This is a genomic window from Anaerosporomusa subterranea, from assembly GCF_001611555.1.
Lineage (GTDB): Bacteria > Bacillota > Negativicutes > Sporomusales > Acetonemataceae > Anaerosporomusa > Anaerosporomusa subterranea.
The window spans coordinates 953914-980219 of the sequence record NZ_LSGP01000017.1 but is presented as its reverse complement, the minus strand read 5'-3'; the positions used below and the strand labels follow the sequence as shown (position 1 = coordinate 980219).

The 26306-nt window shown below is 48.8% G+C and carries 25 protein-coding genes; 1 reads left to right on the top strand and 24 read right to left on the bottom strand.

All coding sequences use genetic code 11. The features are described from left to right. Window positions 1-338: 338 nt before the first annotated feature. From AXX12_RS12040 to AXX12_RS11935, 23 genes are all read right to left on the bottom strand, one after another. Window positions 339-749, bottom strand: a complete 411-nt coding sequence (locus AXX12_RS12040) for a bacteriohemerythrin (protein ID WP_066242757.1) — start codon at window positions 747-749, stop codon at window positions 339-341. Between the two features lie 119 nt (window positions 750-868). Beyond that, complete coding sequence (locus AXX12_RS12035; protein ID WP_074431358.1) at window positions 869-2035, bottom strand: amidohydrolase; 1167 nt, start codon at window positions 2033-2035, stop codon at window positions 869-871. Window positions 2036-2251: 216 nt separating this feature from the next. Beyond that, on the bottom strand, window positions 2252-3256 hold the full coding sequence (locus AXX12_RS12030) for an ABC transporter ATP-binding protein (RefSeq protein ID WP_066242751.1): 1005 nt from the start codon (window positions 3254-3256) through the stop codon (window positions 2252-2254). Continuing rightward, window positions 3249-4238 carry an ABC transporter ATP-binding protein gene (locus tag AXX12_RS12025; RefSeq protein WP_066242750.1) on the bottom strand — a complete coding sequence of 330 codons (990 nt, stop codon included), beginning with the start codon at window positions 4236-4238 and terminating at the stop codon, window positions 3249-3251. Before AXX12_RS12025 ends, AXX12_RS12030 begins: the two co-directional genes overlap by 8 nt. A gap of 10 nt (window positions 4239-4248) precedes the next feature. After that, window positions 4249-5133 carry an ABC transporter permease gene (locus AXX12_RS12020; RefSeq protein WP_156478645.1) on the bottom strand — a complete coding sequence of 295 codons (885 nt, stop codon included), beginning with the start codon at window positions 5131-5133 and terminating at the stop codon, window positions 4249-4251. 1 nt (window position 5134) lies between these two features. Next, window positions 5135-6100 (bottom strand): ABC transporter permease, encoded by a 966-nt coding sequence (locus AXX12_RS12015; RefSeq protein ID WP_066242744.1) that lies wholly within the window; start codon window positions 6098-6100, stop codon window positions 5135-5137. A 68-nt stretch (window positions 6101-6168) separates the two neighbouring features. Beyond that, window positions 6169-7749: an ABC transporter substrate-binding protein gene (locus AXX12_RS12010; RefSeq protein WP_066242741.1), complete on the bottom strand. Its 1581-nt coding sequence runs from the start codon at window positions 7747-7749 to the stop codon at window positions 6169-6171. Between the two features lie 299 nt (window positions 7750-8048). Continuing rightward, window positions 8049-8717: a hypothetical protein gene (locus AXX12_RS12005; RefSeq protein WP_066242739.1), complete on the bottom strand. Its 669-nt coding sequence runs from the start codon at window positions 8715-8717 to the stop codon at window positions 8049-8051. Between the two features lie 23 nt (window positions 8718-8740). Continuing rightward, a complete protein-coding gene (locus AXX12_RS12000) occupies window positions 8741-9697 on the bottom strand; it encodes a DUF1858 domain-containing protein (protein ID WP_066242736.1) in 957 nt (318 codons plus the stop codon). Between the two features lie 95 nt (window positions 9698-9792). Then, complete coding sequence (locus AXX12_RS11995) at window positions 9793-10335, bottom strand: hypothetical protein (protein ID WP_066242733.1); 543 nt, start codon at window positions 10333-10335, stop codon at window positions 9793-9795. A gap of 88 nt (window positions 10336-10423) precedes the next feature. After that, a complete protein-coding gene (locus AXX12_RS18795) occupies window positions 10424-10585 on the bottom strand; it encodes a DUF1540 domain-containing protein (RefSeq protein WP_074431357.1) in 162 nt (53 codons plus the stop codon). Between the two features lie 75 nt (window positions 10586-10660). Beyond that, the gene (locus AXX12_RS11990) at window positions 10661-11098 is read right to left on the bottom strand and encodes a GNAT family N-acetyltransferase (RefSeq protein ID WP_066242731.1); all 438 of its coding nucleotides are present in this window, start codon (window positions 11096-11098) and stop codon (window positions 10661-10663) included. Window positions 11099-11453: 355 nt separating this feature from the next. Further along, the gene (gene sdhB / locus AXX12_RS11985; protein WP_066242729.1) at window positions 11454-12197 is read right to left on the bottom strand and encodes a succinate dehydrogenase iron-sulfur subunit; all 744 of its coding nucleotides are present in this window, start codon (window positions 12195-12197) and stop codon (window positions 11454-11456) included. After that, window positions 12198-13955: a succinate dehydrogenase flavoprotein subunit gene (gene sdhA / locus AXX12_RS11980; RefSeq protein WP_066242726.1), complete on the bottom strand. Its 1758-nt coding sequence runs from the start codon at window positions 13953-13955 to the stop codon at window positions 12198-12200. A 15-nt stretch (window positions 13956-13970) separates the two neighbouring features. Next, window positions 13971-14582: a succinate dehydrogenase cytochrome b558 subunit gene (locus AXX12_RS11975; RefSeq protein WP_066242724.1), complete on the bottom strand. Its 612-nt coding sequence runs from the start codon at window positions 14580-14582 to the stop codon at window positions 13971-13973. Window positions 14583-14584: 2 nt separating this feature from the next. Continuing rightward, window positions 14585-15142 carry a Fe-S-containing hydro-lyase gene (locus tag AXX12_RS11970; RefSeq protein WP_066242721.1) on the bottom strand — a complete coding sequence of 186 codons (558 nt, stop codon included), beginning with the start codon at window positions 15140-15142 and terminating at the stop codon, window positions 14585-14587. 14 nt (window positions 15143-15156) lie between these two features. After that, window positions 15157-16002, bottom strand: coding sequence for a fumarate hydratase (locus AXX12_RS11965; RefSeq protein WP_066242720.1), 846 nt, complete (start codon window positions 16000-16002; stop codon window positions 15157-15159). Between the two features lie 194 nt (window positions 16003-16196). Beyond that, the gene (locus AXX12_RS11960; protein ID WP_066242718.1) at window positions 16197-17540 is read right to left on the bottom strand and encodes a short-chain fatty acid transporter; all 1344 of its coding nucleotides are present in this window, start codon (window positions 17538-17540) and stop codon (window positions 16197-16199) included. Window positions 17541-17779: 239 nt separating this feature from the next. Continuing rightward, window positions 17780-19168: a sigma-54-dependent transcriptional regulator gene (locus AXX12_RS11955; protein WP_156478644.1), complete on the bottom strand. Its 1389-nt coding sequence runs from the start codon at window positions 19166-19168 to the stop codon at window positions 17780-17782. Between the two features lie 182 nt (window positions 19169-19350). After that, window positions 19351-21354 carry a transketolase gene (gene tkt, locus AXX12_RS11950; protein WP_066242713.1) on the bottom strand — a complete coding sequence of 668 codons (2004 nt, stop codon included), beginning with the start codon at window positions 21352-21354 and terminating at the stop codon, window positions 19351-19353. A 131-nt stretch (window positions 21355-21485) separates the two neighbouring features. Next, window positions 21486-22367: a hypothetical protein gene (locus tag AXX12_RS11945; RefSeq protein WP_066242711.1), complete on the bottom strand. Its 882-nt coding sequence runs from the start codon at window positions 22365-22367 to the stop codon at window positions 21486-21488. A gap of 11 nt (window positions 22368-22378) precedes the next feature. Next, entirely contained in the window at window positions 22379-22747 is a 369-nt protein-coding gene (locus AXX12_RS11940) for a response regulator transcription factor (RefSeq protein WP_066242709.1), read from the bottom strand. Between the two features lie 305 nt (window positions 22748-23052). Beyond that, window positions 23053-24462 carry an FMN-binding glutamate synthase family protein gene (locus AXX12_RS11935; RefSeq protein ID WP_066242706.1) on the bottom strand — a complete coding sequence of 470 codons (1410 nt, stop codon included), beginning with the start codon at window positions 24460-24462 and terminating at the stop codon, window positions 23053-23055. A gap of 58 nt (window positions 24463-24520) precedes the next feature. Here AXX12_RS11935 and AXX12_RS11930 point away from each other — a divergent pair, with 58 nt between their 5' ends. Next, window positions 24521-25027 carry a mismatch-specific DNA-glycosylase gene (locus tag AXX12_RS11930; protein WP_066242702.1) on the top strand — a complete coding sequence of 169 codons (507 nt, stop codon included), beginning with the start codon at window positions 24521-24523 and terminating at the stop codon, window positions 25025-25027. Window positions 25028-25448: 421 nt separating this feature from the next. Here AXX12_RS11930 and AXX12_RS11925 read toward each other — a convergent pair whose 3' ends face one another. Further along, a complete protein-coding gene (locus AXX12_RS11925) occupies window positions 25449-26054 on the bottom strand; it encodes a hypothetical protein (RefSeq protein ID WP_066242699.1) in 606 nt (201 codons plus the stop codon). Between the last annotated feature and the right edge of the window lie 252 nt (window positions 26055-26306).

Genomic DNA, 26306 nt, shown 5'->3' with positions numbered 1-26306 from the left:
CGACGAAAGCCGGCAATGCTTCCCGTTCGGCTGTTTCCCGAGACCTTGTTTCCCGAGACCTTGTTTCCCGAGACCTTGTTTCCCACGTCCTTGTTTCCCAAGACCTTGTTTTCCGCGTCCCTGTTTCCCGAGTCAATGCTTCCCAAGACCTTGTTCCCCGCGTCCTTGTTTCCCGAGTCAATGCTTCCCAAGACCTTGTTCCCCAAGACCTTGTTTCCCAAGACCTTGCAATCCGCAACAGTGTTTCCCGAGACCTTGCTTCCCGCGTCCGTGCTCGCCGGTATAGAGCTTTCCAGCCGAAAGGCGGAGCCGCTTGGCTCCGCCTTATACTATTGAATTTAAGATTTTATGTGATAAGCCGCATACCTACGGTCACTGCCGAGAATATGCTTTTCAATCCAATCGACTGCGAACATAACTACATCCATGAGAACTTGCCGTTGTTTTTTATCCAAATCTTCCTGAGCGACTTTTCTCATCTTCTGAATAAAGTCATCATGTTCAGTACAATGAGCCGCCAAATCCCGCAGACCATAACCCTGCTGTTTCATCAGTTTCTCTTCGTATTGAAAATGGTAAACCGTATAGTCGCTTAATGCCCCGAATACCTGCGTAATTTCATCATGATAATCAAAACCGTCCTTGCGGTTAGCGATGTCATATAAATCTCCCGCTAAAGCAAACAGTTTTTGGTGCTGACGGTCAATTTCATCAATTCCGTTGGCATATTCCTGTTTCCATTCAAACATCAGTATCCCTCCTGCGATTTAGCTTATCAAAACGATCTAATTATTTGTAACTATTGTATCTTGTCTGTACAAAAAATGTCAATCACCCAATAGTAAATATTGATAGATAACCTATCGGGTTATTGTGTCGCTGCTATTTGCCGAAACTCGTCTGCCACTGCCTGCCTAAGTGAGGCATTTGTGAGAAAGTCAAATGCCGTCATGGCCATGCCTTTTGCCGCCTTAATGACGACTTCATCACCGCGCGGCGATGCGGCCGCCGCGCGGAAAGCATCCGAATGCGAGTTGACCGATTCAGCCGCGATGCTTAGGTATTCGTGAATGGCAGGAGTCACTAAACTCACATTGCCAATATCTGATGAGCCCAGAATCTCATCAGGACTTGGATAACCCATCTGCTCACCTAAAAATTCCATGTTGGCTTTGAACGCTTCACCGAGTGCTTTGTTCGAATACCGCTCAGCATAAACGAGGTCGACGGTCAACTTGTTCTCAGCCCCGGTTGTTAGCGTAGCTGCTGCAGCAATCTTTTGCAAATCCTCTACCATCCCTAATAGCGCCTTGCGAGTCTTGGCGCGTACCGTAAAGTTCGCGGCAGCATACTCTGGTATGATGTTTGAGGCTTGTCCGCCTGCTGTGATGATACCGTTGATCTTTGCTGTCGCGGGCCAAGTTTGGCGAAGCACGTCGATACCGGTAAAGAATTGAATGACTGCCGTCAACGCGTTAATACCCCGTTCGGGGGCGGCAGAATGAGACGCTTTGCCGAAAAACTCCGCTTCGACAGATACGGCTGCTAAACCGCCCCGACCAATAATGTTCTTCGTGCTCGGATGCATCATGATGGCGCAATCGACTTCGTTAAAAGCACCGCGATCAACCAAGAGGATTTTACCACCGCCCCCCTCTTCAGCAGGAGTGCCGATGACAGAAATCTCCCCAACGAGATTCTCCATAAGACGGGCGATTCCAAGCGCAGCACCGACTGCAGCCGAGGCGATGATATTATGACCACATCCATGACCCACCCCTTTGAGTGCGTCGTATTCTGCCAGCAGCGCAACTCGTGGGCCGACTCCGATGCCTTTTCGTGTTGCTTTGTAGGCAGTCTCAATACTGCAGTACGGATGTTCTATCGTGAAGCCGTTTTTTGCCAATAATTCCGTCTGCCACGCAACCGCTTTTCGTTCTTCAAAACCCAATTCCGGATTTGCATGGATGTCATGACTTAACTTTAAGAGAGCGGCGGCGTTTTCGTCAACCGCCGCCCGAATAACATGTTTCATTTCTGTATCCTCCTCCATACTGTATTCCTCTACGTTATTTGTCCGATGACTAACTCGCTCTAAGACTCCCGCTTCTCCAAGCGGGATCCCCTAAAGGGAGCCTTCGGCTTAGCGAAATCATAGATTTCGAGCCTCAGTCTAAGAGCGACTAAGTCCCTGGATAAGTGCGACTAAGCTTCAGATGGAGTGATAACTCCACCTGAAGCAAGTCTTACTTTATCCTTCAAGAATATGGCAAGCTGCATAGTGTCCACTGCCCGAGTCTTTCATCATTGGCGCCTGCTCGTGACAGATCGGCCGCGTATAAGGACAACGGGCGTGAAAATGACAGCCTATCGGCAATTCAGTCGGAGTAGCTGGCACATCACCACTCAGGGAAGTCTCTTGTAGGCTTTTTCCGCCTAATTTGGGCACCGATGCAAATAAGCCCTGGGTATAGGGATGTAGCGGCCGTGCAAACAACTCCTGTTTGGGTCCCATCTCGACGATTTTACCAAGATACATGACTGCGATTCTGTCGCTGATATGTTTAACTACCGCCAGATCGTGGGCGATAAAGAGATACGAAAGGTTGAATTCTTCCCGCAGATCCATCATCAGATTGAGTATCTGCGCCTGGATAGATACGTCGAGCGCAGACACCGGTTCATCAGCAATGACGAATTCCGGACTTAATGCCAGTGCTCGCGCGATGCTGATGCGCTGCCTCTGACCGCCGCTGAATTGATGAGGAAAGCGATCAGCCTGCTCTTGTCGAAGTCCGACCTTATCGAGGAGAAGCATAGCCTTGTCATCCGCTTCCCGGCGGTCAACGGCCAGCTTGTGAAACAGCATCGGCTCGGTCAGAATACGTCGAATAGTGTGCCGCGGATTCAAGGACGCATAGGGATTTTGAAATACCATCTGCATACGGCGTCGAAACGGCAGCATCTGTTTTGCGTCATAGGCGGTGATGTCTTCGCCGTCATAGACGATTTGGCCGGAACGCGGCTCGATCAGCTTGATGATCGTCCGGGCGGTCGTGGACTTGCCGCAGCCTGATTCACCGACGATACTGAACACCTCGCCGCGCCCTACCGTAAAGCTGACATCATTGACAGCATGAACATGGCGTGAACGACGGACAAGCCGCCCTCCCTCCAGACGCAGTTCCTGCCAAATGCCTTTCGATAAAGCGAACCGCTGTGTCAAATTGTTTACTTCTAAAAGTGGTTTAGTCACAGGCCAAGCCTCCTTTCAAAGGAAAATGGCAGGCGACTCTGTGGCCTTCAGTCATCACTGCCTCCTCTGGTTCCTCGCGCCGGCAGATGTCCTGACAGTACCGGCATCGGGGTGCAAACTTGCAGCCAGGTGGCAGGTCAAACGGACTAGGCACCATGCCAGGTATTTGTTCCAGCCTGCTTTGTTCGTCAGTAAGACGTGGAATGGAACGCAGCAAGCCGACTGTATAAGGATGAGCAGGCGATTCGATGATGTCAGTAACTGTGCCACGTTCGACTACCTTGCCGCAGTACATAACAACTATTTTGTCTGCGGCCTCTGACACCAAGGCCAGATCATGGGTAATTAAAATCAGGGAAGTATTCTGGCTGCGTACCAGTTCCAAGAGACGACGGATGACTTGCGCCTGCACGGTGACGTCAAGCGCGGTAGTCGGCTCATCAGCGATAATCAGCTCTGGATTGGTCGCGAGTGATATTGCAATAATCACCCTCTGCCGCATGCCGCCGCTAAATTCGTGCGGATAACTGCTAATCCGCTCTTGGGGCGCAGGGATGCCGACTGCTTTTAAGAGTTCGATGGCTTTGGCGCGCCGTTCCTTCTTACCGAGTTGTGTCTGATGAATGGCGAGCGATTCCTCTATCTGCTGCCCAATCGTATAAAGTGGATTCAAAGAAGTCATCGGGTCCTGAAACACCATAGAAATCTTATTGCCGCGAATGGCATGCATCTCTTCCTCGCTTTTTGCGAGCAAGTCTTCGCCCTCAAAGGTAATGCCGCCGCCTTCAAACTGACCGGGCGGATCAATTAGCTTTAAGATAGAAAAACCGGTGATGGATTTGCCGCAGCCGGATTCGCCGACAATGCCGAGAACCTCGCCTTTCTTGAGTGAAAAGCTGACCCCGTCAACCGCTTTAACCACGCCGCGAAACGTATAAAACCAAGTCTTCAAATTGTTAACTTCTAATAAATATTCGCTCATGCCGTCACCCCTATTTCAGCCTCGGATTGAGTTCATCGCGCAAAAAGTCCCCCAGCAGGTTGACTCCGACAACCATCATCAGCAGCGCGATGCCCGGGAAAACCGAAACCCACCACAAACCGCTGAAAAGCACCTGGTAGCCATTAGACAGCAGCAGGCCCAGCGACGGTTTGGTGATTGGCACGCCGACGCCTAAAAAGCTGAGCGTTGCCTCTGTCAGAATAAAGTTGCCTACTTGGATAGTGGCGATGACAATCAACGGTGTCAGTACGTTCGGTAAGATATGACGGAACATGATTACCCATGCCGGAAAGCCGCATACCCGAGCCGCTTCGACATATTCTTTATTTCGCTCTGCCAGCGTCGAACCGCGCACCGTCCGCGCATAGGTGACCCAGCCCACCAGGGTCAGAGCCAAAATCAGCTTTTCAATGCCACGGCCAAACGCGACCATGATAAACAAAGCAATCAACATGCTGGGAAACGACAACTGCACATCGGCGATACGCATGATTAGCGAATCAACCCAACCGCCGCGATAACCGGCGATGATCCCGAAAAATGTTCCTAAAAGCAAGGACAAGATAGTCGCAGATACCCCGACGAACATAGAGATGCGCACACCGTAGACGATGCCGCTCAATAGGTCACGTCCCTGCTGATCTGTGCCCAAGGCAAACCGAGCCTCGCCGTCAAGCCAGACCGGTGGGCGAAAGGAATTGTCCAGGCTTAATTCTTTCAAGTTGTACGGATCCTGCGGGGTCAAAAACGGTCCGACAATCGCCATTAGCATAAAAAACGCAAGCAGTCCTGCCCCCATAATGGCAAGTGGATTGGTCTTAAAGTTGTAAAAGCTTTCTGACTTTCGCCATGCGTTTACCATTTTTTTCATCATGTCACCTCATCTCAATTCGCGGGTCGATTAGCGTGTAAATCAAATCAACCAGGAAATTGATGACAACAAACAGGACAGCAACCATCAACAGATACGCGACAATGACAGGGCGATCAATCCTGTAAATAGAGTCAATAAGCAGCTTGCCCATGCCTGGCCACGAGAAGATGGTCTCAGTGATGGTAGCAAAGGCAATTAGCTGACCAAATTGCAGACCAAACACGGTGATAACCGGAATGAGGGCGTTCTTTAAGGCGTGACCAAACAGTACGCTTTGTTCAGATACACCCTTTGCTTTTGCAAACTTGATATAATCTTGGCGCATCACTTCCATGATTCCGGCGCGAGTCAAGCGGATCAGCATAGCCATCTGACCGACCGCTAGAGTCAACGCCGGCATGATAATATGCTGGATGCCGTCCCACGTAAAGATGCTAATCCGCAGGCCGAAGATGGTCTCCGCTTCTCCCCGGCCAGAAGATGGCAAGAGCGTCGTCTCTACCGCAAACAATAAGATTAACATGATGCCAAGCCAAAAGGAAGGCAAAGAAATCCCCAACAGAGAGAGCGACATGATGCCCCGACTGGCAAGCGTATTCGGGTATGCGCCCGCAAAGACACCGAGCGGGATGGCAACCACCCCTGCGAGCAGCATCGCGAATACAGTCATTTCAAGGGTAGCAGGCATGCGCTCCAGGATCAGGTCCACAGCAGGACGGCGGAAGACAAACGATACACCAAGATTGCCATGTACGGCATTATTCAAAAAAATGCCATACTGCTCCCAGAGCGGGAGATTTAAACCTAACTGTTCGCGGGCCAAATTGATCTCTTCATCAGTCGCCTCCGGCGGCACTAAGAGGAGCACGGGATCGCCGGTCAAGTTCATGATACCGAATACAATGACAGAAACGACCAAAAGAACTAGCAGCATTTGTCCAAAACGCTGCAGCGTGTATTGCAGCAATCTCCTCACCCTTTATCTGTAAAAATGCCGCTGCCGACGGGGCTCACCCGCCGACAGCGGTCCAAAAGCTACTTTTTGAACTTAATGTCATATGCATAGATGTAATCATCAAGTCGCGGATTGAACTCGATGTTTTTCATCGCACCATAGCTAGACTCTTGGAAGTAAATAGGAATGAACGGCATTTCTTTGTCGAGGAGCTTAGTCGCATCCTGCAGATACTTCGTGCGTTCATCCATCTTCGCCGAAGCATCAGCCTTGTCAACCAGCGCATCAAACTCGGCATTTGCAAAGTGGCCGCGGTTGGAGCCGCCACTTCCCTTCAGCTTATCACGGCTGTAGAACATCGACCGGTACCAGATGCCTGCATCAGCCGTGTCTGAACTCCAGCCGACCAAGCAAATTGTGGTTTTATCGCCTGGACGGATATGGTTAAAGAAAATTGATTTCGGCATGATGTTGAGGTTTACCGTGATGCCCACTTTTGCGAGCTGAGCCGCCAGCGCTTCGGCAACCTTGGAATCATTGGGATAACGATCATTGGATGCGTCAAGGGTAACGGTAAAGCCATTCGGGTAGCCAGCCTCAGCTAACAGCTTCTTTGCCTGTTCCGGATTATACTTTACGCCTTGAAGTCCTTCTACATAGCCGGCGACCTGCTTGGGGTTGCCTTGGTTGGCGACAAATGCATGACCGTTCATCACATTTTTGATAATCGATTCATTGTCGATAGCCATGCGGACAGCCTGTCGTACTTTTTCCTCTTTAAACGGGTTCTTCGGCAGGCTGATTCCTGGCGTCTTATCACGAGTAACGTCAAGCGTCAGATAGATGAGGCGCAAACTGGGAATACCATGCAACGCGAGCTTTTCATTCTTTTGTATCTTCTCTGAGTCGCGCACCGGGACGTCAGCAATCAGTTGGACTTCGCCGCTCAGAAGAGCTGCGGTGCGAGTAGCCTCATTGGAAATTGGACGGAAAATAACAGTCTTAATTGTTGCCGGACCGTTCCAGTATTTATCGAAAGCTTCGAGAGTAATGTGATCAGCTTTAATCCATTCCTTGACTTTATAAGGTCCTGTGCCTATCGGCTTTAAGTTAAACTCCTGGTCTCCCACCTTGGTTACATACTCTTTATCAATAATCATGACTTTTACCATGTCAGCAAGAAATGCCGCATAAGGTGCCTTGGTCTTAATCTCCACTGTATAATCATCAATTTTTTTCACACTGGAAACGCTAGAAACAATGCTGCCTGCAACTTTCAACCCAGAGAATCGCTCGATTGTGTAGACTACATCATCAGCGGTAAACGCATTACCATTATGGAAGATTACATTTTTACGCAAATAAAAAACCCAGGTGACAGGATCTTTTTGTTCCCACTTCTCCGCGAGACCAGGAATAATTGACAGATCTGCTTTGCGATTAATCAAACCGTCATAAATGTTCGAGTTAATCGAGTTGGTCGGACCCTCATCCTGCTGTTGCGGGTCAAGGAACAGGGCATCAGAGCTTTGCGCGATAACAAGTTTGTCAGTTAACGCCGATTTGGCTTCTTTCTTATCGCCGCCGCAGCCAGCCAAGGCAAGTGACAGAGACAGAATGAAAACAGCCAGTAACAAGAGTCGTTTTTGCTGTTTCAACATGGTTACCCCCTCTTTTACGAATTGTGTATGTACCCGGAAGACCCTTCATTACAGAAAGGCCGGCCGATCCAATTACTATTTATTGTATCGATTAACAAGGAAGTCTGTCAATCGACGAAATTCCTCTTGTATTGGACATTTTTATCCCTGTAGCCTTTCAATCGAGTCCAGAGGCATAATTTGGTACATTCTTGAGTGGAAAAATTTACTGTCCTGTACTCCCATCCTCGGTGACCTTAATAAACTCTAAAAATAAAAAAACAGACCCTCTAATGAGAGTCTGTCAAAGGCCGTTCAACTTACTTTCTGGTAATTTCGTGTCTTGAAACGGAATCACCGTTTAAGATATCGGCGGTTTGCGCATAGTCAAAAGCAGGATTTGCGGCTTGGACGAATCCGATAAACCAAGCTCGATAGAGGCTGGTCATGGTTTTTGCGTCAATGCCGGCGCGAGTCCAGTTTTTCTCTTGCAGACAAGCGCCACCCTGCCAAACAACCTTGTCAACAGAATTCTCAACCAGCATATCGGCTTGATCGCAGGGCATCCCATTCAAAAAATAGTCATTCATTGCCTTGTAGATGCCGCTAGCGGTGTTCAAGTCATAACGTCCTGATACTTTCGCATCTGAACCGCAGGCGTCGCCGTCTTCAGCAAACGCCTTGGTAGCTGTTTGCAGACCCGCGTCACCGCACATAGCGGTCATTTCCTTAACAAAAGCCGCTTCACGGCTTTCTACGATATTGATTTGCTTTTGCAGCCAACCGTGAATGTTGCTTTGGTCAATCATTTCACTTAAGTCTTTTTCCGGCAAGGGCTCGCCATAGCTCTGCCAGACTTGTTCACGCAGTTCCTCGGCGGTTGAACCGCACATATCGCTTGCCAGATCGAAAAGCCGCTGTTCGCGCTTTTCCACGCGTTGGATTTTATTAAATAGCCAATAGTGAATCGGAGCTAAAAACGCACTCATAGTTATCCTCCTTGAACTTATCGTTAGATCACTGCATTTAAAGCAGCCAAGAGATCTGCCAAATCAGAACCGTGAATTTCCGCCGCGCGCGAAACTGGTTCACCGGCTGAGGACGGACAACCGAGACAGCCCATGCCGAAGGAGCGGAATACAGGGACGGTCTGCGGGTAAATCCGGACAATATCAGCAATGATGCTGTCTTGGGCAATCCTGTCGCCAATTACCAGTGTTCCTTCAGTTAAGCCGCCGGCGATCGGAGCAATTTTATCACTGTCTTTTGATTGGGGTACTTCCGGTTCACTTGTCACACTGACACCTTGATAAAAGCGAGCCAGCACATCTGCTTTGAACTTTTTAAAACCGATTCGGTCGATAAATTGACCAACACGCTCAATGTCGGCATACTGCTGGTAATATTCAACAATGATATCCACGATCTGCAAGACTTCATCATATTGAAGGCCTTCAATCAGTTTTTCAGCGAGACGTGGATGCGAGCCAGCACTGCCGCCAACATAGACATCCCAACCATCATCTGTACCCATTACGCCGATGTCCTTAATATATATTTCCGAGCAGGAGTTAGCGCAGCCGGCCACCCCAAATTTCATGCGTGAGGGCATTTCCTTTTTGTGCCAGCGTTTATCCAATTCCAGACCGAGTTTGACACTGTCTTGCTTGCCGCGTTTACAAAAAGCAATGCCTGGGCAGATTTTGATGCTGCGCACACAGTTGGCAAAGCCCATCGCCGGCTCCATACCAAGATCAGCCCAAACATTCTCAATGTCTTCAGCCTTCAACGCAGTGATCATAATCCGCTGGGCGGAAGTCAGTTTTAGGATGCCACCATATCTTTCAGCCACATCGGCGTATTTTCTCAGCATATCTGGTTTAACAAAGCCTGCGGGCAGATGAGGGGTTACGGCATACGTCTTCTTACCGTTATGAATTTTTTGCAGATTTGCTCCTTTGGGCAACATAGATCATCGCCTCCTTCAATCTATTGTTAGCATACCTCAATTTAGCCTAAGGATATGTGACATAAATCATATTTATGGGAAATTCGAAAGTATTGTCATAGTTCTTGCGGTACACGCTTGAACGACGCTTTCAGCAAAACCTCCTCCATTGCATCACTGATCAGCGGCGCCGCGCCACTATTGATAGAAAGCGGCTCACTTTGCCAACGTCTGACAGAAAAGGCTTGGTACTGTTTATTGTCCCTAACATATGTCTTTACCGTTAACAGTAAATCAATTTCTTGCCAAGTTTCGTCATCCCAGAAACCACGGTTGTAGGTGATGTCGTGCAGGCGAACGATCTCTGTAGCGACCACAATATCAGCATCCTGATCGCGAGTCAACTTCTCGAGAGCTGCTTTGTTCATCGGTTTCTCCATGCTACGGATTTCGGCAGTCACTTCGTAAAAAGGATAACGAAACACTCGTTTCCAGCTGTCCTGAATAATTTTGTTGATTTCTTTGCTCTGATACCGCGCCGTATCCACTGGGCCGACCAGCACCACCCGACGTGTTTCAAAAGCGAAGCACTGCACAGGTGCGAAACTTTGGTAAGCGAATAGCACTAACAGCGTCAGTAGTATGTATCCTCTCTTCACGCAGACACCTCCAAAATATGTTCCTGTCCAAATTGTAGCATATGGCAATAAAAACAAAAACCCGGTTACGCCGGGTTTTTGTTCAACCTCATTTAGCAGGCTTAAAAGTACGGCAATTGGTCTGATCGCTCTTAATCGCTTCCCGACCGCCGCCGTCCACATTGACCTCAATAGCGGAAGCATCACACTGATTTCCTTGTTCCCAATAGTTGCAATTTGAAACCAAACATTTTACACCAGACAATGCCATGAATGTCACCTCCAACATGATGATGAATTTAGTATGCGGCAAACTCATCATCATATCCCTGGGAAAAAATATTGATCACAAATATTTTTTAAACCCTTCAACAACCCCTTTAGCGTATCCTATACTTTCATAAAACCGATGGGCTTCCTTGCGTTTAGCAAGCGAAGCAAACATGATGTAATAGCAATTTCGTTCACGAGCGCGTTCTTCAATATAGCTAACCAGCAATTTGCCGATTCCTAACCCGCGCGCTCTTTCACTAACAATCAGATTCTCCAGAACTACAAACGGCCGACAATCACCCACTACATCCATGCAGATAATGCCCATTACCGAGCCAATCAACCGATGCTGATCGTCTCTGGCTCCGATTAAGATATAATCCGGGTTATGAACTATCTTTTCTAAGGTGTCCTTCAGGCAAGCTATATTGGCTTCTCGTCCACAAAGCTCCTGGCTCAAAGCGGCAAGTTCTTTTAGGTCCGTTCCCTCAATCCGTACAATTGTCGGCATAGGTTTCCTCCTCATCGTGGCAAAACGCTTGCTTTTCACCATTAATTATACAAATATATGCAGCCTCAACTCATAACATTTGTCTGGCATTTTCATGACATTAGGCCGAAACTGTTCTCAACAAGAAAAACCGCTAGCGAAGTCTTGATAAGACGAGGATGTTTTAAGTACGATGAACACGAGCGGCACAAATGTACCACTATTATTATTTAATATCGCATAGTGGCGCTCATATCGTCTCGTGGCGCTAGTGTTTTGGCCCTACGCTACAAGCCTTCGACGCGCTCGGAGATTTAGATTCTAGTAGTAAAGAAAGTCCGCCCCATTCGTTTGGAGCGGACTCTTCTCACAACTATTATTTGTCGAACAACTTGCTGAAGGTAAATTTATTAACTTGACGGTTGAGTTTGGCGATCGCACCGGTTAGCGGGATTTGTTTGGGGCAGGCGGCGGCGCAGTTCTGCGCATTACCGCAGGCAGCGATGCCGCCAGGGCCTGTTAAGGCTTCCAATCGCTCGTCTTTTTGCATTGCGCCAATAGGGTGGGTATTGAATAACTGCACTTGGGCGATCGGGGCAGGCCCGAGGAAAGCGGAATCCGGATGATAGTTCGGGCAGGATTCCATGCAGCAGCCACATGTCATGCAGCGAGAGATAGGATACACCTCTTCTTGGTCCTTTTGCGCCATGCGCGGGCCACGGCCAATCAACATCGTGCCATCCACATTAACCCAGCCTTTGACTGTTTTTAATGCGTCAAACATACGTTGGCGGTCAATCATCAGGTCGCGAACGACCGGGAACTTTGTCAAGGGCGCCAGCGTAATCGGTTGTGTCAGATGCGCGATCAGCGCTGAGCAGGCTTGCCGCGCCTTGCCGTTGATAATCATACTGCAAGCGCCGCATACTTCCTCGAGGCAATTGCATTCCCATACAACCGGATTCACCGTTTGGCCATCTTTAGTGACAGGGTTCTTCTGGATTTCCATCAGCGCAGTCACGACATTCATATTGTCAGTATGCGGCACCATGAATTCCTGGGTATATGGCGCTGAGTTCGGTGTATCCTGGCGTTTGATAATCAAGTGCACGGTCTTCATTTACTTGGCCTCCTTCTTGGCGGACGCCGAGTTGTCTACATCGTAGCGACGGGCTCGCGGCTGCACCAGCGAAGTATCTACTTCTTCATAGCGCAGGACCGGACCATCTGGCGTATATGAAGCCATGGTCGTTTTAAGCCAGTTTTCATCATCGCGTTCCGGGAATTCGGGTTTAAAGTGTGAACCCCGGCTTTCATTGCGATTGAGCGCGCCAACGGTTATGACGCGCGCCAGTTCAAGCATATGTTTGAGTTGGCGGGTGAACAAAACAACTTGGTTGGCGTGACGGGATTTATCAGCTACGTGCACTCTCTGCCAGCGTTCTTTCAGCTCCAGCAGTTTGTTGTCAGTCGCCGCCAGTTTCGCGTTATAGCGCTGAATTGTGCAGTTTTCAGTCATCCAGTCGCCCATTTCACGGTGAATGGTATACGGATTCTCCGGTCCGTCCATTTTCAACAGTTGTTCGTAAGCGTCGATCTCCTTCTTTTTGTAGGAATCAGCTGTTGAAGAAGCCAGATCTTTACGCTGCCGGCCTTTGACAAAATTGACCGCAGCCGGACCGGCGACCATGCCGCTATAGGTTGCCGACATCAAGGAATTGCCACCCAGACGGTTAGCGCCGTGATACATGTAGTCACACTCACCAGCTGCAAACAGTCCGGGGATCTTGGTCATATGGCTGTAATCTGTCCACAGACCGCCCATTGTGTAGTGCATGGAGGGGAAAATCTTCATCGGTACTTTGCGCGGATCTTCACCGATAAACTTCTCATAAATCTCCATGATACCGCCTAGTTTGCGATTAAGCTCTTTAGCGTCAATATGCGATACATCCAGGTACACAATGTTCTTGCCATCAACGCCTAGCCCCATCTCGGTGCAGACTTTAAAAATGGCTCTGGCAGCTACATCACGGGGAACCAGGTTGCCATAGGCAGGATACCATTCTTCAAGGAAATACCAAGGTTTTCCGTCTTTGTAGGTCCAAATGCGTCCACCATCACCGCGTGCCGATTCACTCATCAGGCGGCGTTTATCTTCACCCGGCAGAGCGGTGGGATGGATTTGGATAAACTCGCCGTTGCCATAAACGGCTCCCTGTTGGTAAGCGATGGATGACGCGGAACCATTAGAGATAGTCCCATTTGTGCTGCGGCCAAACACCATTCCGATGCCGCCTGTGGCCAGAATCACAGCGTCTGCCATGAAGGCTTCAATTCTCATGTCAGTTAAGCTCTGAGCAACAATACCGCGGCATTCGCCGTTTTCATCGAGGATGGCTGACAGGAACTCCCAGCCTTCATACTTGTTGACTAAGCCCTTGCTCTCATAGCGGCGAACTTGCTCATCAAGCGTGTTCAAGAGTTGCTGACCAGTCGTCGCGCCGGAAAAAGCTGTCCGTTTATGCTTGGTGCCGCCAAATGGACGCAGATCCAAAAGTCCTTCTGTTGTACGGGTGAACATCATGCCCATTCGATCAAGCATATAGATGAGTTCCGGTGCAGCGTCGCACAGCGCCTTTACCGGCGGCTGATTGGCGAGAAAGTCACCGCCAAGCACGGTATCCATGAAATGTTGCTGTGGTGAGTCACCCTGTCCCTTAGTGTCAAGCGCGCCGTTCATGCCGCCCTGGGCGCAGCCGGTGTGAGAGCGTTTGACGGGGACGACGGAGAACAGATCTACCTTTTGTCCAAGTTCAGCAATGCGCATCGTGGCCATTAAGCCAGCAGCACCGCCGCCTACAACGATGATTTTCATGTTTTCCTCCCCCTCCTAGCCGGCAAAGCGCATCAGCGCTGCGAGTCCAGCGATATTTAGCAGTGCGAATAGTCCCCAGCAAGCATACTGACTCATTTGCTGAGAGCGCGGGCCTACTGTGACGCCCCAAGTAATCAGGAATGTCCATAAGCCATTGGTGAAGTGAAAAATGGTGGCGACCAAGCCGATGGCATGCAATGCCAGGACGATAGGATCAGCCATCACCTGGGAAACTGCCTTAAATGTCGTGACTTGCCCCAGACCAGAGCCGCCAAAACGCAGCAGCCATACATGCCAAATAATGAAGGCAAACGCGATATAGGCAGTAATCCGCTGCGCGTAGAAGGTCCAGTTACGGAAGTAGGAATAGGTCAGCACATTGTTTTTGGCAATAAACGCGGCGTACAATCCATAGATGCCGTGAAACAGCAACGGCAGAGCAATGAAGCCAATCTCCATTGCCGCTTTCATAGGTAGAGTCTGAATAAATGCCGTGGCAGCGTCAAACTCCTTCGGACCGGCGAGGGCCCGGGAAATCGTGAAGATATGCTCGAGGAGAAAGAAGCCGATCGGCACAATGCCGGTTAGTGAATGAAGCCTTCGCAGGTAAAAGTCAGTCTGACTCACACTTACAACCTCCGATATGGTTTTTGACCTTCTTCATAATAATTTCTACCTTCACTATCGATCACGACAATAGCCGGGAAGTCTTCAACAGTTAGTTTGGAGATCGCTTCGGTGCCAAGGTCTTCATAGGCAATGATCTCATACTTTTTGATGCTTTTTGCAATGAGCGCCGCTGCGCCGCCGGTGGCGGCAAAATACACTGCACCATGTTTCTTCATAGCTTCAACAACTTCTGCTGTACGATAGCCTTTGCCGATCATGCCTTTTAGACCCTGGTCAAGCATTTTCGGCGTATAAGCATCCATCCTGCCGCTAGTGGTCGGACCGGCTGACCCGATTGGCTGGCCAGGCTTAGCAGGGGAAGGTCCTACATAATAGATGATCTGCCCGGCGAAATCCACAGGCAATGGCTCGCCGCGATCAAGTGTTTCAATTAGCCGCTTATGTGCGGCATCGCGCCCAGTATAAATAGTCCCGGTAATCAACACACTATCGCCTGCTTTTAGACTGCGAGCAGCTGCTTCCGTCAGCGGGGTGGTAATGCGAACTTGTTCCGCCATTTTCTCCACTCTCCTTATATCGTTACTTCCGCATGCCGGGTGGCATGGCAGTTGATATTGATCGCTGCCGGCATGCCGGCGATGTGGGTAGGAAAGTATTCGACATTGACGCCAAGAGCGGTAGTTATGCCGCCGAGCCCTTGTGGACCAACACCTGTCTTGTTAACTAATTCGAGAAGTTCTTCTTCAAGTTTTGCATAGACCGGATCAGTATTTCGTTTGTTGATCGGACGCAAAAGCGCTTTTTTCGCTAAATAGGCTGCCTTTTCAAACGTACCGCCGATGCCAACACCAACTACGATCGGCGGACAGGGATTTGAGCCTGCGGCTGAAACTGTATCGGTAACAAATTTCTTCAAGCCGGCGACACCTGCCGAAGGAGTCAGCATTTTGACTGCGCTCATGTTTTCACTGCCAAACCCTTTTGGCGCAATCGTAATATGAATTTTATCGCCAGGAACTATGTCAATATGTAAAATGGCAGGAGTGTTGTCGTTCGTATTTTTGCGAACAAACATCGGATCATTGACAACTGATTTACGCAGATAGCCATCCTTATAGCCTTTTGCGACGCCGGCGTCCACAGCAGCCTTGAGGTCGCCTCCTTCGATATGCACATCTTGGCCAATCTCCATGAATACAACAGCCATGCCTGTATCCTGGCAAATCGGCATGGCTTCTTGTCTGGCGATGCAGGCATTATCCACCAGTTGACCAAGAATCTCACGACCGAGGGAAGACTCCTCCTTTTCCTTGCTCTGCGTCAGAGCATTGAAGATGTCTTCAGAAAGGTAGTAGTTGGCGTCAATACATAGCTTGGCAACAGCCTCTGTGATGACTTGAGCCTGGACAGTACGCATAAATACCCTCCTTTAATAGTACAGAATATTTCCTATATACTCCGTTTCGCTCTTTATCTGCTTTTTCCTTCCCAAAAATTCAGACGTTTTAATTTGTCGAAGCAAACGCAAACTGGATCACGACCTGCTATAGCTAGCCGTGATCCAGTTTGCGTTTTTATACAATCTGTTTTCGGTCGTTTGCCGCTGCAGGTCTAGAGGTAGAACAACGGCGCTGCCCAGAAGAACAACGAGGTAATTACCATGTAGACGAAGAACAAGATTAGACAATAACCCATGATGTCTTTGAAGCCTAGTTTGGCAACACCCAGCAGAGGAATAGCCCAGAACGGCTGAATAATGTCTGTGGCCATGTCGCCCCAAGAATAAGCAACAACCGACAGCGCGTCAGGCACGCCCAGGTTTCTGCCAGCTTCAATAACGTATGGTGCTTCAATCGCCCATTTCGAACCGCCCGACGGAACGAAATAGTTAAGAATGCCTGAATACCAGAATACGATCAATGCATACGTGTCTTTTGTTGCGATAGCTGTGAACCAGTCAGCGATGACGCTATCGAGTTTGGAGTACGAGATGATGCCAAAAATACCAGCATAGAACGGGAACTGTAGTACAACGCCCCATATGAAGGTACCAGCCTCTTCGGCTGCTTTCAAGAGTGACGCCGGTGTGCGATGCAGCAAGATGCCAATCATTAGGAAGGCGAAGTTAACTACGTCCAAAGTGAGTAGAGGACCATTTTTGCTAAAATGCCAGAACAACCAGACAATTCCGGCAATACCAGTTACATAGTTAATAATTGGGCTATGCTCTATTCTCTGACCAGGAGTCGGGTTTAAAGGCAGCACTGGCGGTTGGAAGCCTTGTTCTTCACCAAGAGCTGCTGGATCGGCTTCAATTACATTCTCCGGTTTTGGATGCAGTCTCGGGGTGAATAGCGTCATTGCAATTAAAATCGTCGCACATAGCAACAGATTGAAAGGATGGAAAATAGTTTGAGTGACAGGAATCAAGCCAATTTTTGCTTCCATGAAATGTTTAGGAGTAGCAACCAACAGCGGCGCTGACGCCGATAATCCCGCATGCCAAAATGTGCCCAAGCCCAAATAGGCTGCAGAGACTAATAGCCGATAGTCTACACCCCGCTGCTTGCGGCCGATGTATTTGGTAAATACGGCACTGCCGACGATGGAAAAACCCCAGTTGATCCAAGCGGAAACCATGGAGAACGCCGCCATCATGGCGATGCATCCGGCCGGGGTCTTAGGGAGGCCAGCCAGCTTGTCAAGTAAGCGCCCCACTGGAGGCGAAACGGCGAGAATATAGCCTGTCATGATGATCAGAGACATCTGCATGGCGAAGCCCAAAAGCGTCCAGAAGCCTCTGCCCCAGTATTGAATCAGTTGATATACGGTGGATTGAGTAAAAATCAGAGCAATGCCGAATGCAAACATACTTAGAACTACTGCAATTACCCAAGCGTCAGGAACCCAACGAGTGCTCCAGCGAGTTAATGCTGTTGCCATCCTTTGAAGCATGAGATCAACCTTCTTTCTTATTTATTAACAAGCCAGACCGGATAAACCATTCACCTCCATTCGACAATACCTGGCTTACAGCTTAAGCAATGCAAAAATCATGCCATCTGCAGTAAACTCAGAAAAGAAAAACTACCCCCAAATACAGCAGGGAAGTTGACACATTTTTTGGACTTGACTGATTATTTGCAAATTGCCGTTGGTAGAGTCTCTACCAACGGCAATTTGCACTCACATTATTAGCCCTGTTCAAAGTTTTCTTCCTCAAGAAATTTAGACGCTACAAGGTCATATTCATCAATTTTGTAAAACAGGGCACGTCGACTGATGCCAAGCGTTTGAGCTGTTTTTAGACGATTTCCTTCATGCGCGCGAAGCATTCGCGAAATGACTTCTTTTTCCGCCCGATGCAGGATATCACGCAACGAGCCATTCAAAGCAAGCGTCATATACTGGGGCGTTGCCTCGCTGTCAGCTCGCAGCAGGTCAGGCAGGCCGATTACCCCTTGAGACATAATGACTGATCGTTCTAAGGTATTAGCCAGTTCGCGCACATTGCCAGGCCAAGAATGATTGCACAAGTACTCCATCGCTTCCGGAGCGATGACAGGCGCTTCGTGATTAGCTTCAGCGGCGAAACGCCGTACAAAATAGTCGATAAACAGCGCAATATCTTCCTTACGTTCCCGCAGCGGAGGCAAATAAATAGGAACTACATTTAGCCGGTAAAACAAATCTTCGCGAAAGGCGCCCCTGCGCACCATATCCTCTAAATCGCGATTCGTGGCTGCTATAATACGGACATCAGCTTTTATCGTCTGTGTGCCGCCAACGCGTTCAAATTCCTTTTCCTGCAGCACCCGCAACAACTTCACCTGTAAAAACGGCGTTAGTTCTCCCACTTCATCAAGTAATAGAGTACCCGATTGCGCCAGTTCAAAGCGGCCTGGCTTACGGCTAACCGCTCCGGTAAAAGCGCCTTTCTCGTAACCGAAAAATTCGCTCTCCATCAATCCCTCTGGCAGAGCTCCGCAATTTACTTTAATAAACGGTGCGTTGGCCCGCGGGCTGTTTTCATGGATTGTTTTGGCGAATACCTCTTTGCCGCTACCACTTTCACCAGTCAACAAGACAGTGGCGCTTGTGGGAGCAACTTTGCCTACTGCTTTGTATACCGCACGGATGGCGGCGCTTTTGCCAATCAGTGTTGTGCCTGCTGTACTGTCTGTCAGGCCATTGGCAGTAGCGGTTTTGCTCAAATGCCGGGTTTGAAAGGCCTGTTCTAAGACTGATCTCACTTCAGCCACATTCGTCGGTTTTGTCAGAAAATCAAAGGCACCTTGTTTCATCGCCGCCACTGTCGTTTCCGCTGAGCCATGAGCAGTCAAAAGAATAATCGCCACATCAGGCTGCTCGCTGCGAATACAGCTAAAGGCCTCCATTCCATCCATAACAGGCATTTTCAGATCAAGAATGATAACTTGTGGTCGCAATTCTCGCGCTTTTTCGAGCGCCTCAAGTCCATTCTCCGCCAAATATGGCTGATAGCCAGCTTTGCGAGCTACCTCATAGAGTAATCGCCGCACAGACAGTTCATCATCTGCGATTAGAACTCGGTTATTTTCCATCCTTCTCTTCCCCTCTACGAACAGAAGCTTCTTTCCTAATCATATCATAGAACGAATATTTTGACATCATTAGGAGTTCTAGCCTAAGAAAACCGTTAGCATGGTCTTCATAAGAGCTCGTCACCGCAAGAATAAAGCGCCCCGGATCGCTAAGATCCGGGGCGCTTTACGAATATTTTTCTTTATTTACCTAGTAGTTTAGTTGAAGCTTCGACTATTGCCTTAGCTGTAAAGCCAAACTGTTCAAACAGAATTTCAGCCGGAGCAGACGCGCCGAAATGGTTAATGCCGATTGTCATTCCACACTCTCCGGTGTAACGGCTCCAGCCCAACGTAACCCCTGCTTCAATTGAGATCCGCGCTTTAACAGCGGCAGGCAGAATCGATTCCCGGTACTCGGCAGTCTGCTGCTCGAATAGTTCCCAGCTTGGCAAGCTGACGACACGGGCAGTAACACCTTGTTTCAATAATTGATCCGCTGCTTCCAGAGCCAGCATCACTTCTGATCCGGTTGCCATTAAAATCAGATTAGGCTGATCACCACCGCGTTCAATGGCATAACCGCCCTGGGATGCTTCGCCAATGGCATGATAGCGCAAGTGATCAATGGTTGGTAGATTTTGGCGGCTAAGGATCAGCACAACCGGGCCTTCAATCGTCATTGCCGACTTCCAGGCAGCGACCGTCTCGTTCGCATCCGCAGGGCGCAACACAGTCAGGCCTGGAATAATACGCAAGGAAGCCAAATGTTCAATTGGTTGATGTGTCGGTCCGTCTTCACCTAAGCCAATACTGTCATGGGTAAAGATATAAATAACTTTTTGTTTCATGAGAGCAGCCAGTCGGATTGCCGGGCGCATATAATCGGCAAATACCAAGAAGGTAGCTCCGTAGGGAATCAGGCCGCCGTGTAGCGCCAACCCATTCATAATCGAACCCATAGCGTGCTCACGCACTCCGAAACGCAGGTTGCGAGCGCCATAATTTGTCGGGCTAAAGTCGCCTTCCCCTTTAATCAGCGTCTTGGTTGACGGCGCCAAATCAGCTGAGCCGCCGATCAAGTTTGGCACACTAGCGGCGACAGCCTGTAGAATATCACCAGATGCGGCGCGCGTGGCTGTCCCCTTCGGATCAGCGGAGAACTCGGGCAGCGTCTGTTCCCAATCAACCGGCAACATGCCCGCCATCACCCGGCTCCAAAGCTCGGTTTCGGCCGGATAGGCTTTCTCATAGTTGGCGAAGGCAGTCAACCACTGCTTTTCCCACTCTTTTCCTTGAGCGAGAACTTGCCGGAAATGACCTAACACATCCTCAGGAATATGGAACGGTTCTTCAGGCCAAGCGTAGAATTGTCTGGTCAACTTGATTTCTGCTGCACCAAGCGGCTCACCATGTGCGCTTGCCTTGCCTTGTTTATTAGGACTGCCATAGCCGATCTCGGTGCGGACAGCGATAAAGCTTGGGCGCTCCTGGTCAGCCTGGGCGGCTCGAATCGCCCCATCAATAGCAGCTAAATCATTGCCATCCTCAACAACGAGCGTCTGCCAGCCATAGGCTGCAAAGCGTTTCACTGTGTCCTCTGTAAAAGCCAAATCGGTACTGCCTTCAATAGAAATATGATTATCATCATAGAGACAAATTAATTTACCAAGTTTTAGTGTGCCGGCCAAGGAGGCCGCTTCGTGGGTAACGCCTTCCATTAAACAGCCGTCGCCAACCAAGGCATAAGTATAGTGATTCACCAATTCATGGCTCGGTTTATTGAACTTTGCCGCCAAAAAGCGTTCCGCCATTGCCATCCCGACCGCGTTGGCCAACCCTTGCCCAAGCGGCCCGGTTGTCGTTTCGACGCCAGGAGTGTGCCCGTACTCAGGATGACCAGGAGTCTTACTGCCCCATTGCCGGAATGCCTTCAAGTCTTCCAACCCCAGGTCATAACCGCTAAGATGCAATAACGAATACAGTAATGCCGAACCATGGCCGGCAGATAATACAAACCTGTCCCGATCCGGCCAGTCCGGATTATGCGGACTGTGCTGCATCAGCTTTGTCCAAAGAACATAGGCCATTGCCGCCGAACCCATTGGCATACCTGGATGACCTGATTTTGCCTTTTCTACTGTATCCACTGCAAGCATGCGAATCGTATTTACACATTTTTGATCTAACTCAGTATACTGATACATAATTTTCCTCCTGTTACCTCTTAAGGTTATACTCATTAAATGCAGGTCTTATCTAGTGTATGGCAAGCCTGAGAAACTCATACCGCTAAAATATACAAAGCCGCCTGCAGCGGCTTTTGTAGTCCAGTCTGCTATAGCTTGGGTTCAGCAATAACTAATTGTAATCTCCCCAATGGGGTGACGATCGACATAGCATAACCCTGTTTGACAGACAAACCAGGCGCTTGTTCAACTTTTTGCGGTAGCATCTCAGCCTCACTGCCCCTATTGCAGATGGTAATGCTGAACATACCATTATTCAGATTTAAAAACTCAGCCGCAGCATCAAGCGCCAAATCATTCACCCCAGTGATTGCTTCCCCGCTATATGCAACGGCAAGCTGAACTAGAGTCTTCTCTGGCAAAATAAGCCCGGTCAGCAGCTGTTTATTATCAATTTTCAGTGTTTGAGAAACAAACCAATCGTCAGTCTTACCGGTGAGTTCATCCGCTTTCTCCAGTACTGGCGTCACTTGCAGGAAGCGTACGATATTGCGTAGAAACAAGCCTGTATAGAGAGGATACAAGTCCTGCTGCACCTGCCCTAGCTTAGAAAGGTCCAGTACCAGCGGCAAGATACTGTCAAAGTCCTCTTTACTATCGTCTATGCCTAAAGCGGCTTCCGCCTTGTACAACTCCAGTACAGGCGTCAATTCGGCCAGGTTGAGATAACCGCGGTCGAGTATCGCCTGACTGAGTGACAAATGGCGGGAACGCTGAGCCTGCAGAAGTTCTTCAACTTGAAAAGAATTCAAATAGCCCTTGCTGACAGCTAAATCGCCGAAACGCTGATCCATGGTTTTCTGCAGGTCATGTATTTCCCGCACCTCAACGGCGGTCATCCAGCCTTTGTCAATAGCCAGCACACCCAGCTTTACCCGTACAGAGGCTTCATCTTCAAAGACGCAACAGAGCTGTTCAGCGGTCAATAATCCTTTCTGCAGCAAAAATTGGCCAAAAAATTGATTGTACATGCTCATCACCTCTATTTGCGGATTGACAGGATAACCTGACTAATTTCCTCTTTGGTGTAGGGCTTCTGGATAAAGCTAAACGCGCCCAACCGCAAAGCCTGCTTTACATGGCTGGCTGTAGCAGCTGAGGACACCATAACAACCTTGGCTTGGCTATCACTCTCACGAATTGCCTGCAGCGCTTGAATCCCATCCATCTCTGGCATGACAATGTCTAAAAAAACTGCATGCGGCTTTTCCTGCCGATACAATTCAACCCCATGAAGCCCGTTTTTCGCTTCAAGCACTTCACAACCTAAATCTTCCAGCAAATCCTTTAGTTGTTTGCGAACCAAAATTGAATCATCGCAAACCAACACGGTTAATTGCCTGTCTTCCATTGGCACCATCCATTTCTCTCAATAATTGTATTACTTATGGATAGTTCTGTCATGTCCTGTTTTTTCCTGCTCAACAATACAATATAGGTGAAGATTTTACGCGAAAATAACAAAAAACCGTTAAGAAAAACAGCTGTTTGTTCTTTTTGGTGAACGGGGAAACGTTTATAGCGCAAAGATCGCAAAGCACGCAAAGTGCGCAAAGAGATAATTCTACCTCCGCTTCGCGCTAACGTACTTCTACTGTTATAGCCTTCTAGACGTTTTTAAAAAGAGCCCGTGCTAGTGCACGGACTCCTGTAGGATTATTGAAGTGGTAGGCTGTTACTTATCTCCTGCGGTTGGCGGCTTTGTTGAGGTTGTTGCTTTTGCGGCTGTTTCTCGGATCGGGGACTAGCGGCATAACGAATGTTCAAAAACTCTGCTAAGTCCGGTTCCACCGTGACGAGGTCGCTGCGATCAAGCTCTTGCAGCGAGTAGCGTCCAACCGCCTGAGCGGCTAGTTGCATTTCAAGCTTGCAAGAAGTCAGGAAGTTTGCCAAATGCCGGGCTGCGTTATCAATATCCAGCTTATCGGTCAATCTGCCCTGATAGAGAGCCATTTGAACAGGCGGCGCTTGCGGCATCGCCTTCACAACCTGAGCCTGCAGCGCAGCCATTAAGGCGATTGTGCCAATATAGACAGCATCTGCGCCTATTGCCAGCGCTTTCAAAAAGTGCCCTGGAGTGGTAATTCCGCCAGCCGCAATCACGCTGAATCGATCTCTTACACCCGCTTGCTCCAGCCAATCAATCGTACGGACAAGAGTATGCAGCGTCGGCAGTCCAACATTATCCTGTAAAGTAGGATTAGCAGTCGCCGTTCCTCCTTCCGAACCATCGACAACAATATAATCGGCTTCACTCTGAGCAATGACCGCAAGTTCGTATTCAATATAATCTGTTCCGGCAATCTTAACGCCGACGGGAACATCATATTCGGACTTCATCTTGTTAATCATGGTGATAATATCTTTGGGGGTAGACTTTCCTGGCATGCGAGCGTAAACTGTCGCATCCTGCCCAGGCTCTAAGTGCCAAGCTTCACGCAAGTGCTCTCCGATTTGATCAGACGTCATCGGTTCATCGACAGCCCCGCCCCAGGCACCTTGCCCTAATTGAATTTCAATCGCATCAAGCCGGCTGAGCTGCTCAGGTCCACTGAGCCAGCCGCCCCGATGGTACTGCCCGATCAGGAACTTTGCACTATCACGTTCCTCGTTAGTCACAGCCGATTCACCGGTATTTGTCGAGGTGCCTGCCATAGCGGCCCCCTTTGCCAAGGCCATTTTCATTTGCAAGCTAAGAGAGCCACCATAAGACATACCGGTAATCATGATCGGAATATCGAGGATCAGCGGTCTTTTCGCTTTCGGACCGATCATTGTCCTAGTATCGACCTGTGTGTAGTCTTCAATCGTTGTCGCAAACAGTTGCTTTGGATTTAATAGGATTTTATCCCAAGGCGAAAGCACAATCGGGCTGCCCAAGGGGCGCGACAATTCTTTGCCGCTTTCCGCCCGCATGCCAGCCTCCATTAAGGCCCGCGGGCTGAGCTTTTCAGCAACGGTAACCAACAAAAACGGATTATCAGGATAATCTTCAGTTAGCATTTTAGCCGTAGCTTCATCGAGCATCGGGTCCAACATCTTCATCGTTAACCAACTCATAAACATAGAACTCACCTCTCGTAATTCGTATCTAGCCATAGTATTTCTGAAAAGAGGCGAAATCATGAAACCAGTGCCAGATATTATTAAACCCCAACTAAGCATCCTATTTATTGGATTCAATCCCGGTCTGCGTTCCGCCGAAACCGGCAAACATTTTGCCGGTCATTCAAATCGTTTTTGGCGTCTGTTAACAGAGTCAGGACTAACACCACGCCAGCTTAAACCAGAAGAAGGCGACGAATTATTGTCCTTCGGCTATGGCATTACTAATATCGTGGCTCGCCCCAGCAAAGCAGCTTCCGAAATCAGTAAAGCAGAATATCTCGAAGGCGGCAAAGTCCTTAAGCGTAAACTAGCTACATATCGGCCAAAAGTCGCCTGTTATGCCGGTATCGGTGTGTATCGGGAGTTTGCTGCAAAAAAAGAAGTCGTTTGCGGCCTGCAACACGACAGTATTGTCCCCGGAATCGCCGATTTTGTTCTTCCCTCACCAAGCGGACTAAATAGAATTTCATTGGCCGATCAATTACATTGGTATTGTGAATTGCGAAAACTTACCATGAAATGACTGACCCAACATATCTGAGCAACCTTTTATAGTGATATGACGCCAGGTTCTATTCTCGTGATGATATAATAGATGACAAACTCAGCCATAGCCAACCATACAAGTCCTAGAGCGAAAAAGCGAGACATTACGTCTCGCTTTTTCTAATAGTCTTAGAACCTTCAAATTCGCTTTATACGCTGATTTGAACTTTCTACCTCATTTCCTCCACCATTGCTTGTTCGCCACGTTTAATGGCCTCTCTAACCATCATACCAACTTCCCTTGTAGTTACGTCACCCCAATGAGATGTTTGCATATAACCTTTTTACATGGCTTATTGGTCCAATAATAAAAACCTCCTAGCCTTTCTCCTTAAAGGGATGTTGGAGATGACCTGCTTTGCCGCAACCATGGGAAGAAGAGAATTATCGGAGCTTCCTCAAACCATTATATTGACGCGCTTGGTCTTTTTCCTGTGAGCTGCCTGTCTCTTTTCGGTTCTTTCCTCGATTTGTGCCTTGGCCTCCGCGTTTTTCCGGCGCGTAGCGACTTCCGCCGCCGCAATCCCGTATTGCACAGATTCTCGCAGGTCATGGTCAGCATCAGAGACATAGGTTTTATCCCCCTGGCTGCCGCCACTAAAGGCACCGATATAAGGCTCTCCCGGATGGCTAGCCTTACCGGCAGCAGACAAGAGTTTACTCATACTTCTATTTTCTAAGAGACGCTCGTGCTTGGCCAGCGCCCGTTCCCTGTCCCGCTCCTTTTTGGCAAACGCAGCCTCCCGCTCCAGTCTTTCCTCCTCCAGCCTTTTGGATATCTCATCATACATTTCCTGAGCAATCTGTTGATCGACTGCAGCCAATTCGTGGATCTCTTGTTTTATATCTCCTGCTTGCTGCTGGCCACCGTCCGTTTTACCGATGTCCGTTCTTTGCTGCAGTTTCTGTAAAAGATTTACACGCTGCTCCCGTAAGGCCGCCATATTATTTTTGGGCGTAAGGGTAGTCAACAAACTATTCAAGCCGGTTTGATCAATCGCCATACTCCCCACTCCATCCGTACTTCCATTACTTATTATATCGACAGTTTACTGGAGAAAATTAAGTAATATTACCAACACCATACACCCACTCCATATAGCACAAACCCCCGAAGCTCATTTTTTGAACTTCGAGGGTTTTCTCATTTATTCCGCATTCTGATGCGCCGCACCATTTACCTTTGCTTCCTTAGTTATGGCATCTTCGCCGCGTTTTATCGCTTCTCTTACCATTGAGCCAACTTCACCTGTCGT